General features: G+C 66.6%; 11 protein-coding genes. 8 read left to right on the top strand and 3 right to left on the bottom strand.

Features of this window, described 5'->3' with window-relative positions; genetic code table 11:
* Positions 1 to 537 precede the first annotated feature (537 nt).
* From ACFYY7_RS35245 to ACFYY7_RS35210, 8 genes are all read left to right on the top strand, one after another.
* Entirely contained in the window at positions 538 to 978 is a 441-nt protein-coding gene (locus tag ACFYY7_RS35245) for a hypothetical protein (RefSeq protein WP_388667881.1), read from the top strand.
* A 15-nt stretch (positions 979 to 993) separates the two neighbouring features.
* The gene (locus ACFYY7_RS35240; protein WP_388667880.1) at positions 994 to 3,318 is read left to right on the top strand and encodes a WXG100 family type VII secretion target; all 2,325 of its coding nucleotides are present in this window, start codon (positions 994 to 996) and stop codon (positions 3,316 to 3,318) included.
* The gene (locus ACFYY7_RS35235) at positions 3,318 to 4,325 is read left to right on the top strand and encodes a hypothetical protein (RefSeq protein ID WP_388667879.1); all 1,008 of its coding nucleotides are present in this window, start codon (positions 3,318 to 3,320) and stop codon (positions 4,323 to 4,325) included. The genes ACFYY7_RS35240 and ACFYY7_RS35235 overlap by 1 nt, the downstream gene beginning before the upstream one ends.
* A 323-nt stretch (positions 4,326 to 4,648) precedes the next feature.
* Positions 4,649 to 5,143 carry a GNAT family N-acetyltransferase gene (locus ACFYY7_RS35230; RefSeq protein ID WP_388667878.1) on the top strand — a complete coding sequence of 165 codons (495 nt, stop codon included), beginning with the start codon at positions 4,649 to 4,651 and terminating at the stop codon, positions 5,141 to 5,143.
* A gap of 154 nt (positions 5,144 to 5,297) precedes the next feature.
* The gene (locus ACFYY7_RS35225; RefSeq protein WP_388667877.1) at positions 5,298 to 6,827 is read left to right on the top strand and encodes an ATP-binding protein; all 1,530 of its coding nucleotides are present in this window, start codon (positions 5,298 to 5,300) and stop codon (positions 6,825 to 6,827) included.
* A gap of 56 nt (positions 6,828 to 6,883) precedes the next feature.
* Entirely contained in the window at positions 6,884 to 9,793 is a 2,910-nt protein-coding gene (locus ACFYY7_RS35220; RefSeq protein WP_388667876.1) for a Z1 domain-containing protein, read from the top strand.
* A 14-nt stretch (positions 9,794 to 9,807) separates the two neighbouring features.
* Positions 9,808 to 10,260, top strand: a complete 453-nt coding sequence (locus tag ACFYY7_RS35215) for a very short patch repair endonuclease (protein WP_388667875.1) — start codon at positions 9,808 to 9,810, stop codon at positions 10,258 to 10,260.
* A gap of 162 nt (positions 10,261 to 10,422) precedes the next feature.
* Positions 10,423 to 11,610 carry a DNA cytosine methyltransferase gene (locus tag ACFYY7_RS35210; RefSeq protein ID WP_388667874.1) on the top strand — a complete coding sequence of 396 codons (1,188 nt, stop codon included), beginning with the start codon at positions 10,423 to 10,425 and terminating at the stop codon, positions 11,608 to 11,610.
* Here the strand turns inward: ACFYY7_RS35210 and ACFYY7_RS35205 are convergent.
* From ACFYY7_RS35205 to ACFYY7_RS35195, 3 genes are read right to left on the bottom strand one after another with little or no spacing between them, the layout of a single operon-like run.
* A complete protein-coding gene (locus tag ACFYY7_RS35205; protein ID WP_388667873.1) occupies positions 11,541 to 12,434 on the bottom strand; it encodes a DUF6339 family protein in 894 nt (297 codons plus the stop codon). The genes ACFYY7_RS35210 and ACFYY7_RS35205 overlap by 70 nt on opposite strands.
* Positions 12,431 to 13,423: a hypothetical protein gene (locus tag ACFYY7_RS35200; protein WP_388667872.1), complete on the bottom strand. Its 993-nt coding sequence runs from the start codon at positions 13,421 to 13,423 to the stop codon at positions 12,431 to 12,433. Before ACFYY7_RS35200 ends, ACFYY7_RS35205 begins: the two co-directional genes overlap by 4 nt.
* Complete coding sequence (locus ACFYY7_RS35195) at positions 13,420 to 15,507, bottom strand: transcriptional regulator (RefSeq protein ID WP_388667891.1); 2,088 nt, start codon at positions 15,505 to 15,507, stop codon at positions 13,420 to 13,422. The genes ACFYY7_RS35200 and ACFYY7_RS35195 overlap by 4 nt, the downstream gene beginning before the upstream one ends.
* Positions 15,508 to 15,702: the final 195 nt, after the last annotated feature.

Raw genomic sequence — 15,702 nt, 5'->3', positions numbered from 1 at the left:
GACTTGCGCCCGCCGTCCAGCAGCAGGCCCCGCAGATAGACCCCGCCCCACCGCCGCTGATCCGCCCGCGCGAACGGCTCGAACATCTCCGCCGCAAAGTCCTCCAGATCACACCGGACCGCAGCCAACTCCTCACTCAGCACACACGGTCAACGAAACGACCGATCAAGAAGACACGCCATCACGGACCGCACATGACCAAGCACTACTAGGGACAGTTGCTGAGGAACTGGCTGCGCGTTGAGGACGAGACGTTGGTGACCTTCAAGATGCGGGTGGACGATCTCCTGAGGCGGCTGGAGGGATCGAGGGCCGCTCCGCACAGGATCACGGCTCGTGCTCTGCCCACACCGCAACCCGGTGGATTCTCGAGGGGTATTGCCTCTGCCGCAATCACGGATGCGATCTCTGTCGTCGGGGTGCCGCGCAGACATCGATGCGTCTCCGCACCGGGCTCCGCACAACCGGACGCACCACTGGGACCGAGGCATACGGCGTGGCCGCACGGATACAGCAACTACGGGGGGAGTCCCTGAGATGGCGTGGGACGAGTGGGAGCAACTGAAGGTCGATGCGCGGGCCCGTCGGCAGGAGGGCATGAGTCTGAACAGCGCTCCCGCCGCGGGTGGTGGAGGCGGCAGCGGGGACGCGGCCGACCTGAAGACGAACCAGCCGGGCAAGAAGATCGCGGTCAAGGCCTTGCGAGAATCCATACGGCCGGGGACGGACAAAGCCGGCCGCCACGCCGATGAGTCCTCGTCCTCCGCGGTGCGAGAGTTCTCGGGCTGGGACACCGGTACCGGCCTCAAGGACGCGCACGCGGAATGGGAGTTGCAGGTCAGGGACCTCAAGGCGCGTTTGGCGAAGGACCAGGAGGATCTGGAGGGGGCCCACAGGGACCTCCAGTACGTCGACTACGACGTCAGGAACGGGGTAGCGGGGATCGATGCCGGGCCCGCCCCCCGGCGCGAAGTCTAGGAACGGGGAACAGGCATGCTCGGCTATCAGGACGTGGTCACCATCAGGATCGATGCGCTGACCGCGGCGGCCAAGGACTGGGACGGCATGGCCGGCGGTTTCGAGGAACTCGAGACCCTTTACGCCGCGAAGGTGGAGTCGTTTCCCAAAGACGGCACGTGGGTGGGCGAAAGCGCCGACGCAGCAGCAGGGCAGTTCTCGAATACGCGCAAGCAGTTCAAGAACGGGCAGACGGAGGCCCGCGCCATCGCGTCGCTCCTACGGGACGCACATCAGCAGTTTTCCACACTGATCGGTCACGTCAAAAAGGTGGTGGAGGAGGCGAAGGCGGACGAAATGTCTGTCAACAGCAAGGGGGAGGCTGTCTATGACTTCAGCAAGCTCACTCCGATGCGGCACGACGACGACTACCCCAAGTACGTGTCGCAGGCCAAGGCTTCCGAGGCCGCCTGGACGAAGGCGATCAAGGAGGCCGTGCGGGCGGTCGACGACGCCGACCAAGGCGTCAAACTGGCCCTCCACGAGGCGGCCGGTATCAAGAGTTGGATCGAGCGCGCGCTCGACCCTCTGGGGGGCCACACGTTCAATGGCACGGCGTTGGGCGACATCGAGGTGTACGAGGCTCGCGAGGCCAAGTACTACGCGGACAGGTTGCTCGACGATGAGAAGCTGACAGCTGAAGAGCGGGCCGAAATGGACCGGTTCTTCCGGGACAACGCGCACGACAAGGTATTCAGCCAGACGCTCCTCGACTCTCTGGGCCCTGAGAAAACCCTTGAGTTGTCCAACCGGTTCAACGATCTCGCATACCACGACGACACCAAGAACAAGACGCAGTACCTCGGTCTGGAGCAGGGGCTGGCCAACACGGTGTCCGGTGCGACTCGCGTTCCTGATTTCAAGGGACCGGACGGTAAGCAGCTCACATACGGATCCAAGGCATACCAGGAAGCCTTCTCGGAATGGAAGAAGACTTCGGATGCGTCGTTCTACAACGAATGGCGTGACGGGCTGAAGACGGCTGGGATGGAGAAGTACGACCTGGACGCAGCGGCGAACAACACCAACACCGTCGCCAAGGGGCATGGGCAGCAAGTACGGGGCTACCAGAGCTTCATGACCTTGATGGATCAGGGCAGCGACCAGCCGTCCGCACAGTTCATGGCGGACATCACGGACGACATGATCTCCGCAGAGAAGCACGACAAGGACGTCTGGGACCTGTACGGCAACTTCGACGACTCCGGCGGAAAGTCCTGGTTCGCGAACGACCCGGTGGACGCCGCCCTCGGCATCATGGGCCGCGACCCCGAGACATCCACCGGTTATCTCGACCCCCACTCCGGCGACGGCAGTGACGACCGCCTCGACTACCTCCTCAAGGATCGAGACTGGAACGTCACCAACACCACTGTGTGGCGCGGTGAGATAGAGATGGACGCTTCTGATGTCACTGACGGCGACAACCGCATCGGGCTCGGTGCCGCAATCGAGGCAGGAGCCACCGGCCATCCCGCTGGCGACACATCCCAGCCGAGCGACGGCAAGCACAGCGCGGCCGAAGCACGCATCATGCAGTCGACCGTGAACCTCCTCGACCAGGACACAAAGGGTGACAGCATCGACGCCAACCTGCGCGACCCCATCGCCCGAGCCCTGGTGGATTACGCTCCGGACACCCACAGGACCCTGACCCACGACCCCAGCTACGACTTCATACATGGTGGCTCTGTCATCGAGGACGGTACGGAAGGCCACCTCAATGTGTCGCAGAGCTCCCTGACCAGGGTGTTGCGCGGTGTTTCTGACGACCCGCAGAACTTCGCCAACCTCTACGACGCCGAACGAGCCCAGGCCGCCCGCACGCTGGCCGGGGCCGACGCGACGTACAGCGACAGCAAGGACTGGGAGAACCGGGTCGCCGACGTGGGCATGGGGGCCGGTGTCTTCAACGCCATCGGTGCAGACGTGATCCTCGATGACCGCGACACCCGCAAGGCATGGGTGGACGACGCGGCTCGGTACGCCTACCACGCAGGGGGTGCGCCCCTGACGGTCATCCCCCACGTCGGAGACGTCGCGCAACGCATGGTGGACGCCGCCACCTACGAATGGTCCAAGGACGTGAAGGCCGAAGCCGACCAGGTGGCCAACGTCAAAGTTGGCGACGAGATGCAGGCCAAGTCCCAAGGCGCGCACGACCTCCTCAACCAGTGGTACCTGGACAGGGGGCTGGACAAAACAGCGTCCAGACCGAACTATCTTTCGGACCAAATGGATCTGCACTACAGCAATTCCCGCAACCAAGCCCTAGCTGACCTGCACAGGGGACTGTCCTGATGAAGAAATCCGTCGCCGCCATGACCGTGGCCGCCGCCATCGTGGCCGCCGGCGGCGTTGTCTACGTATCCGGGGCCTATGACTCCTGGCGTGATGGGCGGGCGCTGGACGACGCGTGCAAGGGGCTGGTCAGCGCTGCGGAGGCACGGAAGACCCTGGGCATGGACCGGGTCAGCGGCAAGGCGATCGGCCGTCCGAGCTGCAGGGTGTATGACCCAGGGGACACGAACACCGAACTGGCCATCATGGTGCGGCGTGGTGAGGACGCTGCTGAGTCGATTCGCACGCACCCTGCCGTGATCCTCACCACGGACCGGGAACAGGCCCTCGTACCCGTGGGCAACGGCTGGCCGGCCCTGGTCTCGTCCGGGACGACGACCGAGCCGTACGCCACCGCATACCTGCCCTGCGGCAAGAACGCGAACGACGACCTCGTCCTGAGCATGTCCGTAGCCAATGCCAATGCATCGGCCGACCCGCAGAAGCGACGCAACGGTATGGCCGTCATGGTCACCCGGGCCCTCAAGCAGGCGGCCAAGGACCAGGGGTGTGCTCTGCCCGGCGCCAAGAAGGTGACTGCTGCGCCCTCTGCCAGCGTCTTCGGCAACTTGAAGAAGGCCGGTGCTGCAACCGGAACCTGTCAGGGCGTGAACTCTGCCTCGTATGAAACTCAGCCGGATCCGGCGGCCCCGGTCGAGCAGTGCTTCTTGGCCGCGAACAACGGCGAACCAACCTTCCGCATAGCCTCCTACTACGGCCCATACACGAACGCCCCCCGTCGTAATCCCTTCCGCAGCCCCGACGACTACGTCGGCACGTCAGGCAGCAACGAAGGCAAGTCCTGGACCACCGCGTCATGCCCCACCGGCACGGCCCTGTACACGCTGGAACCCCTCGACTCCCACGCCACAGCCGGCGCCGGGGAGCGTCGGGCGCTCCTCTCCTTCGCCGCGCGGTCAGCCGAGCGGCACGACTGCGGCACCCCCGCCCAAGCGATCAGCGAGTAGTCGGCCCGCGGCAGGGCGCAGGTGCTGTCGGTACCCGGAAGCGGGTGAGGTCAGCCCCTGCTCCACCGCAAGCGGACGAGGAGTTGTGGGAGCACCGCGGCGCCGCCCTTCGTCCGGCAGGCGCAGAACACGCGGCTGCCTGCGCGAGGGGCTCGCCTGCACAGACGCACAGGGGCGATCAACACACGCTGATGCGGTGGCGTCAGCAGCTTGCGCTGCCGACCACCGCCGTGGGAAGGACAAGCATGGTGACCACTGCCCCTCCCGAAGCCTCGCGAACAAAAGAAATCCACCCGACGGCCCGAAATCCATAGGGTTGCGCCATGCCCGAACTCCAGCGCCTCCGCCCCGACCACGCGCCCGCCCTGCTCGCCTTCGAGCAGGAGAACCGCACGTACTTCGCCGCATCCGTACCGGACCGGGGCGACGCCTACTTCACCGACTTCGCCGCCCGCCTCACCGCCCTGCTCACCGAACAGGCCGCCGGCCTCTGCCACTTCCACCTGCTGGTCGCCCCGGACGGCGAGGTGCTGGGCCGCTTCAACCTGGTCGACGTCGCGGACGGCTCTGCCGACCTGGGCTTCCGCATGGCCGAGAAGGCCACCCGCCGAGGCCTGGCCACGGCCACCGTCCTCCACCTCTGCACCCTGGCCGCCACGGAATACGACCTGACCACCCTCCGCGCAGCAGCCGCCCTCGACAACACGGCCTCCCGCACGGTCCTGACCCGCGCGGGCTTCGTCCCCACGGGAGAGAAGGTCCAGCTGAGCGAGCGGCCGGGACTCCGTTACGTACGCAGCACGGCGCCCCGGGCCTGACACGGGGCAACGACCCCGCCGACCACCGGCAGCGCCTTTGTCAACCGGATTCCACCCTGTCCCATCTTTGCAATATCATCACATCTCAACTACCCATCTCAGGGCCGCACCTCCACACGCAGGTTCTCAGCCCCGTGCGCGCGAGGAAGTGTTCATGCCGCCCTACCAGCCGTCGGCCGACTGGCAGTTCGAGATCCCGACCTCCGGCAGCAAGCGGCTTCCGCCCGCCGCCCGCTATGTCGAGTCGCTGACGCACCAGGGCTACGGCTTCGAGGCGGCCATCGCGGACCTCGTCGACAACTCCATCGACGCCGGCGCCCGCAACGTCGTCGTGAGCTTCCTCCGTGACGAGGACCGGCTCGTCAGCCTCCTCGTCATCGACGACGGATCCGGCATGGACGACGACTCCCTGGACACGGCCATGACGGTCGGCGGCCGCGAGGGATACTCCGACACGGCCCTCGGCCACTTCGGCGCGGGCCTCAAGGCCGCCTCGCTCTCCCACGCCGACTCCCTCACCGTCATCAGCCGGACCAAGCGCAGCCCGTCGACCGGCCGCCGCTGGCTGACCGCCCGCGCCCAGGCCGACTTCACGTGCGACATCGTCGACCCGGGCTACTGCCAGGACCTGGTCGACCGTTACGACGGCCTGATCCAGTGGCACGGCACGATCGTCCGCTGGGACCGGGTCCGCGCCTTCGACACCGTCACCACCGGCCAGGCCGACCGTTTCCTCAACGACGCGATCGAGAAGCTGGAGACCCATCTCGGGCTCCATCTCCACCGCTTCCTCGCCCGCGACGGCTTCAACATCGACATCGTCGTCGAGGACGTACGGACCAAGGAGGAGCTGGACCACCGGGGCGTCGAGCCCATCGACCCCTTCGGCTACCGCGTGCCCGGCCGGGCCGGCTACCCCCGTACATACACCGCGCCGGTCGAGGGCGTCGGCGAAGTGGCACTGACCGCCCACATCTGGCCGCCGAAGTCGCCCCTGGTCAGCTTCCGGGGCATCGGCCCGCTCGCCGAGCGCCAGGGCTTCTACATCTACCGCAACGACCGCCTCGTCCAGGCGGGCGGCTGGAACAGCACGCGCAGCGCGGAGGGCCACCTCGCCCTCGCCCGGATCGCCGTCGACCTGCCGAACGAGCCGAACGACGTCTTCAGCCTCACGGTGAAGAAGGACGGTGTGACCGTCACCCCGGCCTTCGCACGCGGACTGGAACAGGCCACGGACGAGGCCGGACACACCTTCGGTACGTACCTCCAGGAGGCGGAGACCACGTACCGGGAGGCCGCCCGGCGCGCCACCGAGCCGCAGCGCAAGGCCGTCCTCCCGGCCGGCAAGGGCATCGACCCCAAGCTCAGGCGCACGCTGCGCGACGAGCTGCCGGAGCTCGACGGCGAGGACCCGATCACCTTCCGCTGGGACACCCTGCCGTCGGACGTGTTCTTCGAACTCGACCGTGAGGAACGGGAGGTGAAGCTGAACAAGGAGTACCGGCAGGTCTTCAACGGCGGCCGCCGCGGCGGGCTGAACGACGCGCCGGTGGTGAAGAGCATGCTCTACCTCATGGTCAACGAGATCTTCCAGAAGGAACGGGTCAGGGCCGTCCACACCGACAACGTCGCGCTGTGGAACAGCGTCCTGGTGACGGCGGCACGCTGCGAGCTCGCACGCTGACCACCGCCCCATCGCCCTCCGCCTCCGCCCGCCCTCCCAAGGAAGCCGTTCCCGCCATGACCGACCACCTGTTCAACCTGCACGGCGACGTCCTGGCCGCGATGCGGCGCGGTCCCAAGCACTTCACCAAGCTGGCCTTCGTCCTCTCCGAGGCCGACGAACCCGCCGACACGGAGCTGAGCCACTTCCGGGACCGGATCGCCGCCGCCGGTCCCGGCGACGAGCTCACCGCGCTCTGGCACCGCACCCTGACCTCCTGGGACCTGGCGGAGCAGGCCGACTGGTCCGACGCCCCGCCCCGCACGGACGCCCGCCGCTCGGACACGTACAACCGCCTCGGCTTCGGCGCCGATCTGCGCAAGGCACTCGACGGGGCGGTCCCGGTCTTCAAGGAGCCGGGCCCCACCGTCATCAGCAAGGAGTTCGCCTCCTGGTACTCCCGTGACTCCGCCGCCGCCCGCTCCTTCTACTGGAACTCCTACGAACAGCTCCTGCGCCGCAAGGGCTGGTCGGACGCCGCGGTGGCCGGCCTGGACGAGGCCAGCCACGCCGTGCTGGAACGCCTCTCCGACCCCACCCGCACCGAGGCGTACGGCGCCCGGGGCCTGGTCGTGGGCTACGTCCAGTCCGGCAAGACCGCCAACTTCACCGGTGTCACGGCGAAAGCCATCGACGCGGGCTACCGCCTGGTCATCGTCCTCGGCGGCACCCTGAACCTCCTCCGGGACCAGACCCAGCGCCGCCTGGACATGGAGCTGATAGGCCAGGAGAACATCCTGCGCGGAGCCGACCCCTCGGACCCGGACGCCCTGGTCGGCATCGACTACCAGGACGACGAGGACTGGCCGGCGAAGTTCGTCAGCCACGGCCACCGCCCGTTCAACATCGAGCGCCTCACCACCCGGGACGACGACTACCGCAGCCTCCGGCAGGGCATCGGGGCCCTGGAGATCGAGAAGCGCGAGAAGCACCTGCCGCTGTACGTCCCCGACAACCTGCACCGCGCGGCCGCCCGCGTCATGGTCGTCAAGAAGAACAAGTCCGTACTGACGAACCTGGTGAAGGACCTCAGGAAGATCGGCCCGATCCTCCGCGAGATCCCGACCCTGATCATCGACGACGAGTCCGACCAGGCTTCCGTGAACACGTCCGACCCGAAGAAATGGGAGTCGGGCCAGACGAAGCGCACGGCGATCAACGGCCTGATCTCCGAGCTCCTGGGCCTGCTCCCGCGCGCACAGTACGTCGGCTACACCGCCACCCCGTTCGCGAACGTCTTCATCGACCCGAGCGACGGCGAGGACATCTTCCCGCGCGACTTCCTCATCTCCCTGCCGCGCCCCGTCGGTTACATGGGCGTGCAGGACTTCCACGACCTGGACGGCGAGGGGACGGCCGAGGAGACCCATGTACGCGGCATCCACGACGACACGGGCGACCGCCTCCAGGAGGCGATGGACGCCTTCGTCCTCACCGGCGCCCTGAAGCTCTACCGCGCCGACCGCGGAGTCCCCGAGGGCCCGTTCCGCCACCACACGATGCTGGTGCACGAGTCGGTGAAGATGGACGACCACGCGGACCTGGCGCTGCGCATCAACACCCAGTGGCACAAGGCGGGTTATACCTCCCACGAGGGCCACGCCCGCCTGGAGAAGCTGCTCGTCGACGACTTCGCCCACCACGCGGACGACGGCCTCCCGATCCCGTCCGCCTACGCGGACCTGCGCCCGTACGTCTCCCGCGCCCGCCAGCTCATCAACGCGGGCGGCACCCCGGTCGTGGTCGTCAACGGCGACACGGACCGCTACTTCTCCCAGATCGACCTGGACTTCGACCGGACCCCGAACGTCTGGAAGATCCTGGTCGGCGGCACGAAGCTCTCCCGCGGCTTCACGGTCGAGGGCCTCACCGTCACCTACTACCGCCGCACCACCCGCCAGGCCGACACCCTGATGCAGATGGGCCGCTGGTTCGGCTTCCGCCCCGGCTACCGCGACCTGGTCCGCCTCTACATAGGCCGCGAGGAACCCCTGACCAAGACGCAGACGGTCGACCTCTACGAGGCCTTCGAGGCGATCTGCCGCGACGAGGAGACCTTCCGCTCCCAGCTCTCCCGCTACGCGGAGCTGGTCGACGGCAAGCCCCAGGTGACCCCCGCTCAGATCCCGCCCCTGGTCTCCCAGCACCTGCCGTGGATCAGGCCGAGCGGCCGCAACAAGATGTTCAACGCCGAGCTGGTCGAGATCCGGTCACCGGGCCAGTGGGTCGAGCCGACCGCGTACCCGACGGACGCGGCGGACCTGCGGCACAACGCGGAGGCGTGGCTGCCCGTCCTGAACTCGTTGGGGTCCGCCCCCGTCACGTTGACGTGCTCCTCCCCCGACCAGGGGCGCAGCGACAGCTACGAGGCCCTGCTCGGCACCGTCGATCACGACGTGCTGTTGAAGATCCTGTGCGACCTCCGTTGGTCCGCGCCCTCGCAGTTCTCGCCCCATCTGGAGTCCCTGATCACAGCCGGGGAGTCCAGCGCCGGCATCGACGACTGGTTGGTGATCGCCCCGCAGCAGACCTCGGCCCGCCGTACGGAAGGGACGATCCTCGGTTCCCGTCCGCTGTCCCTGGCGCACCGCACCCGTCGCCGCGGCGACCTCTTCGGCGCGATCAGCGAGCCGAAGCACCGCGGGGTCGCCCTCCGGGTGGCAGGCGCCATCGAGGACTTGGGAGACCCGCTCGTCGAGTCCCTCGTCCGGGAGCGTCGCGGCGTGCTGGTCCTGTATCCCGTGGTCGAGAGCGAACCGCGGCCGGCCGCCGACGGCTCGATCGACCCCCGGCACCTGGTGATTGCCTTCTCCCTGGTCGCCCCGAAGTCGTCGGCCGACAACAGGGCGAGCCTGGTGCGCTTCCGCACCATAGATTCACGGAAGCGCGATTTCGCGATCATTGATCGCGAGGATGGCGAGGCGTAGGAGACTTGGCAGTGATGAGCACCGCGAAGGCTTCTTCCCCTGGCGTCTCCGCCCGGATGAGCCGCCAAGCGAGCCGCGACACAGCACCCGAGGTGGCGGTCCGGACATTGCTCCACGCCTCCGGTTACCGCTACCGAGTCAATGTTCGGGTGCCGGGGATGTCTCGTCGGACCATCGACATCGCTTTCACCAGGGCCAAGGTGGCGGTGATGATCGACGGGTGCTTCTGGCACGGATGCCCCGAGCACGCTACGCAGCCGAAGTCGAACGCCGAGTGGTGGCGCGCGAAGCTCGAACGCAACATGGCGCGGGACCGGGAGACGAACGAGCATCTGGCCGAAGAGGGATGGACGGTGCTGCGGTTCTGGGAGCACGAGGCCCCGGGCGGGGTGGCCGAGCAGGTGGCGAAGGCGGTCGACGGAGCGGGGCTTCGGACGGGGGCACGCCCCAGAATCGAAGACCTGTGAGCAGTGCCGCACGATGTGACAACGAGAGCTGACACCGACAGATCTCTCCCATGGTCACTGTCGGCGACAGAAAAGTAGCCGAACGGGATGGCCCCGGGAGCGCTTCGGTCCCGACAGCGCGCTGATCGGAGGAGCCCTCGTCGCCGGCTACACTTCAACCCCATGACCAACACATCCCAGAAGCCGCTCCGCCCTGCGGATGTGCATGTCATCGATCTTTTCGCCGGCCCGGGTGGGCTGGATGTGGCAGCTCACGCCCTGGGGGTTACGTCCCTGGGAATCGAGTGGGACACGAACGCGTGCCAGACGCGGCAAGCGGCTGGCCTGCCCACCGAGCAGGGGGATGTCCGCGCGTTCGACTCGGCGAAGTTCCCGCAGGCCAACGTCCTGGCTGGCGGTCCGCCGTGCCAGACATACACGGTGGCCGGGAAGGGCGCTGGTCGGCGGGCTCTGGATGAAGTTCTGGCATTCGTCAAACGGCTGGCGGATGGCGAGTCGTGGCCACGCATAGAAACGGATCTCGCCGTATTGGAGGACGAGCGCACCGGACTCGTCCTCCAACCGCTCCACTGGGCCCTGGACGCACTCCAGAACGGCGCGCCATACCAGGCCATCGTGCTGGAACAGGTTCCCGCAGTCCTACCTGTATGGACGGCGTTCCGGGACGTACTCCGGCAGAACGGCTACTCGGCCGAGTGCGGCATCCTCCGGACCGAAGAGTTCGGCGTTCCTCAGACTCGGCGGCGCGCCGTTCTGATCGCTCGATACGGCGAACATAGCCGAGTCGCACTGCCGAGCCCGACCCATCAGTCCTACCGCAAGGGCGTATGGCCGATGCCCGCACCTGCCCCGATCGAACCGGCCTTGTGGACGGAGAACGGCGGCGCGGACGGCGCTCTGCTGCCCTGGATATCGATGGGCGAGGCCCTCGCGAACTACCGCAGCGGGCCGTTCACCGTCATCTCCAACTACGGCACGGGAGGCGACCCCAAGGCGCGTGGCCGCCGGAGCTCCCGCGCCCCCTCCGCGACGGTCACAGGAAAGGTGTCCCGGAACAGAATCGTCGCTGGTGAGAGTGGCATCGACCTGCCACGCTTCAGCTTCCGCGAAGCAGGCATGCTCCAGTCCTTCCCAGAGAAGTACCCCTGGTCCGGGAAGGACGTGTCCCAGCAGATCGGCAACGCCGTTCCCCCGCGGCTCGGCCTGCACATCCTAAGTGCGGCTATGGGCCTGGGCAGGCCCCCCGAAGAGGCGATCAAGCGTCTCGAACAGTGGCAGCCTCAGACGTCCTCCGGCGCTATTTCCGCACGCCCCCGGACCCGCGCGTCCTCGAAGAGTTCCGAAAAGTAGTCTACGAGTCGATCTACGGATTCCTCCGGCGCGGGCGCATCATCCGGGCCCTCCGGAAGAATGTCGCGCGTCACGGGGCCAGCCCACTCCGAGGCCTCGATCCACTGTCGCAGCGGCTCACCGTCCCGCTCCACGTCAGGAGCGATGACGTCATACATCAATGTTGCAGCGGAGGTGTTGATCGCACTTGCCAAGGCGTTGATTTCACGACCGGTCCTGACCGTCCCGCGCTCGATGAGGCGCAGCATCGCCTGAGCCGTCGGCCTATGGTCAATGGCGTCGAGACGCAGCACGGTGTTGAGCATGTCCTGGTGGGTACAGGCCGTGACCACGGGCCCGTAGTCGGGGCCGTTCCGAAAGAGTTCAGCCGCCCACCACAGCCGGGCGAAGGCCTGTGTGTAGTGGGCGCCACGAAACCGGTTGGCCGTAACCATCTGAGCCCTCCTGTCCTGCTTGGGCTCAGGCATGTGGCGCCAGGTTACGTAGTCGGGAGCGACTCCGAGGGCAAGGTAGTTCCATCTCCTACGGTCGGCGGCCTCTCGGCGATCGAGCCGCACGGTGGCATGGAGCCGCGGAGCGAGCCAGGCATCGGCCTTCGTGGGCTTTTCATCGCGGCACCGGTACATCGCCTCGTCAAAGAGGTCGCGTACCGGCCCGAGCGCCGCACGTGCCTGGTCGCCGGCGAACGGCTCGGCGACTTTGCTAAGTGCGATGGCCGGTACGTTCTCCTTGCCCGCAAGCAGCCCTTCGGTTAGGTAGGAGGCGGCATTGAGGTCGGAGAGCAGTGCCAGTCGTTCAGGCAGATGGGCAGGCTTGTCGGTCATGCGTCGACCCCCTGATGAAGTCTGTCCAGGCCACGAATTGCGGTGGCCAGAGCCCTGGGCACCTCGGCCCTGCGGGTGGCAGCGAATTGGATACGGGGTTGGAGGTCAATCCATCCGAAAGCTCCGGTGCGTCGGCGGTGAACCTCTCGCAGAGCCTCCTCGATCGGGCGCCCGGGAACGACGTCCGGGAGCATCTCGCGGAGCACCTCGCCCCGCCAGTCGTGAGGGAACAGCGGCATGCCGTCGTCCTCGACCTCGAGATCTCCGATAGCGGTGTGGAACACAGCGGTCCACACATCCGTGCACATCTGAGCGAGTAGCAGATCACGAACCAAGCTCTCGGCCGCAGAACCATCACCGCCCACGAGATCGGTGACGCCCTCGAAGTCGGTGTTCACGTGTACTGCCGGCAGTTCACCGGAGGTGTCGACGATCCAGGGCACGTCCCGGAAGGAACGCAACCATTCCGGTCCCTCACGGAAGCCGACCTCGATGACGTCGAGTTCACGCTGTCGCAGTGGAGCCTCGGCGGTCAGATCAACAACCCATTCCTTATCCGACGTGGCGATGACTCGCCCCGGCACCCCGTCAACGGTCGCCACCACATGAACGGACAGAGTGGCACGGTCGAGGTGGTCGGCACGCCAGAGTTCGAGGGAGCCGACCCAATCCCGGCCGCTCTCCGTCTCGGGCTCCAGATGAACCATGGCCCGTGTATTGGTCGCCTTCTCGGTCAACACGGCGACAACGGACACCTCGGACCAGTAGCCGTTGGGCTCGGTCGCCTTGGCCGGAACTGTCGCCGACAGCTTGATCCGGGCGCTCTCCCAGTCGTCCCGCTCCGCCCGCCCGAGGGCCACCACCTGCTCAACGACGGAGTACGCCTTGGTGTCGAGAGACTCCCTGCTGTCGCCAGGCCCTTTCAGCCCCACTGCCGTCACGCGCAGCGATACAACCCCGGGAAGTCGCTTGTACGGATAGGCCCTCATCGCTTCACTTCCTTGTCCAAGCGAAGTTCAACGACCAAGCCGGTGAGCGATGCGCGTACCGGGTGTGTGGACACGTCGGTGACCCCTCGAAAAGTCGCGTTCCGCGCTCCGGGCTCAAACCGCAGTACACCATCCTTCAGTTCACAATTCCGTACGGCAACAAGTTCGGACCAGGCGACCGTCGGCCGGGGGCCGGATCGCACATCCAGTTTGGCCACTGGGGTCACGTGCATGACGTCACTGCTGACGGGCACCTTGACCTCTGCAGTGACGCACCACGAACCATCCGCGTCGATCCGTGCATCGAGCTCGTCGAGAATCGGCATCGCCGCGGCAGCGGATTTTCGGGATGCGCCCTTTCCCGATACGGCCAGGCGCTTGCGCAAGCGGTCGGTCGCACCGCGCCGCTTCGACTTTGGCAGCGTGACGAGCTCGCGAACAGCCCTGTTCGTATCGCGAGTCAATGTGGCGATACGCCGGTAGGCGGAGGGCGAGTACCGCATTCGCAGTTCCTCGGTCTGCCCCCACTTGTTGTGCTCCGGTGGCTCCGAGGTCCGCAGAAACGCCTCCGCCTCGTCGGCGCAGGGCGCTTCGCCGCCCGCAGCATGCCCGACAAGAAGCACTGCCTGGAACGGATTCGTGCCCAGTGCCAGATCAGGGACACGACTGGTCCGAACCGTCATGCGGTTGCCCCGCATCGCCACCACGGTGTTCGGCCGCCCGTCTGCGTCATCGGCCTCGGTCACCAGAAGAACCGCCTTGTGCTCGCCGCCGCTCTTCTGCCCTGCGAGGCCCGGCACGCTCAGAGGTACGGTCGACATGGCGACCTGGCCTGACTCGGTCAAACGCTCCACGGTCGTACCGTTCAGGAATGCCTGGAGCGCGCGGGTACGGGAAGGTTGGGTCACGGAGGGATCGACCCGCTCCTCCTCGATGATCTCGACACCGTTGCGCAGCGTACGAACAGACGCTTCGAGAAGCGGTTGCGCACCATCGCCTGCGACCATTGCAGCCCAAAAGTTCCGCCCGAGCGCTTGGCGGAGTCGCTTGTGCATGCGATGCACACTTTCCTCGTCCTCGCCCACGTCGCTCTCGGTCGCAGAATCGGCATCTGCGAGGCTGGCCACGTCGTGCGCGCCGACAATGAGGAACGAGGTTCCTGGTTCGGTGCTCTCCCGTGCGAGGTGCAGCCGTTCAACGCTCTCCTCGTCAGCCCACCACGAGCGCGCGACATCCGCCCGGTTCGCGTGAGGATCCGGACGACCGAACCAGGCCGGACCGGCCCAGGGCGTGCCCTTGACCTCGCGCCACGGCAGATCGAGACGCCCGATCAGCCGCCTTTCCGTCTGGCCCTCGTGCGGCTCGGACAACGTGGAATTCATGAGCACCAGGCCCAGACGACTGGTCGCCCAGAGTGTCGCCTTGCCCAACCCGTACGAACCACCGGCGCCGTCAACGGATTTGTGACTGTCCAACTGACGCCGGACAACAGCAGCGAACCGGCCGGTCTCGTAGTCGTCACCGGTCAGGCCCGAAGCGTTGAAGTCGTCCACGCGCAGCAGAACGAGCCGGTCACGTTCTCGCATCTCGCGCAGTCCCGCGTCGATGATCCGACCGACCTTCTGGTCCTGGGCAGCCGCAGCCTCGTAGTGCGGCGCAAGGCGATCCCACTGAATCGCCTCGCGAAACCGGGCCAGAGCATCTCCAGTGAGCTCGTGCAGCGTGTACCGAACGCGGACCGGTCGCGTGCGATCGAGTCGCTCGTCGAGACTATTCTGCGTGGCTTCACGAGCCAGCACCTCGACGTCCGCCTCGAAGGCGAAGGCTGCCGCGTTGCCGAAGTCCCGGCCACCGTCGGTGTATGCGGGACGGTGGTACCAGGTGGGGAGACCTGTCAGCTCGGCCAAGTCCTCTTCACTCTCTTCAAACGCTCCAGGCTCGTCGCACAGCTCCGGAAGGGACTGGATCTTTTCCCGCATCGCCTCTTCGGGGGCCGATCGACCGTTCATCCATTCCACGACAAGTCCGGCCGGCACCTCCAGGAGGCCAGCAATTTCGGTATACTTGATCCCACTTTCATGCATTCGATCAACCAGCCAACGACTGAATGAACTCTCGATCGAATTCAACGCTCCCTCTTCCGTTTCCGAACGACTACCGGCAGCGGTGCCGAACACTCCTGGGGTCGGGGCCAGCCCAACCGTCGCAACAGCTCTCCGGCGAAGTCGGCTCACCTTTTCGCGGCTCCGCGTCAGTCTCTCCATCACATCTCGCCGCCG

The organism is Streptomyces sp. NPDC001933, from assembly GCF_042890955.1.
In the GTDB taxonomy this organism is placed as follows: Bacteria; Actinomycetota; Actinomycetes; order Streptomycetales; family Streptomycetaceae; genus Streptomyces.
The sequence above is the reverse complement of the archived record's forward strand: the minus strand, read 5'-3'. Positions and strand labels throughout refer to the sequence as shown.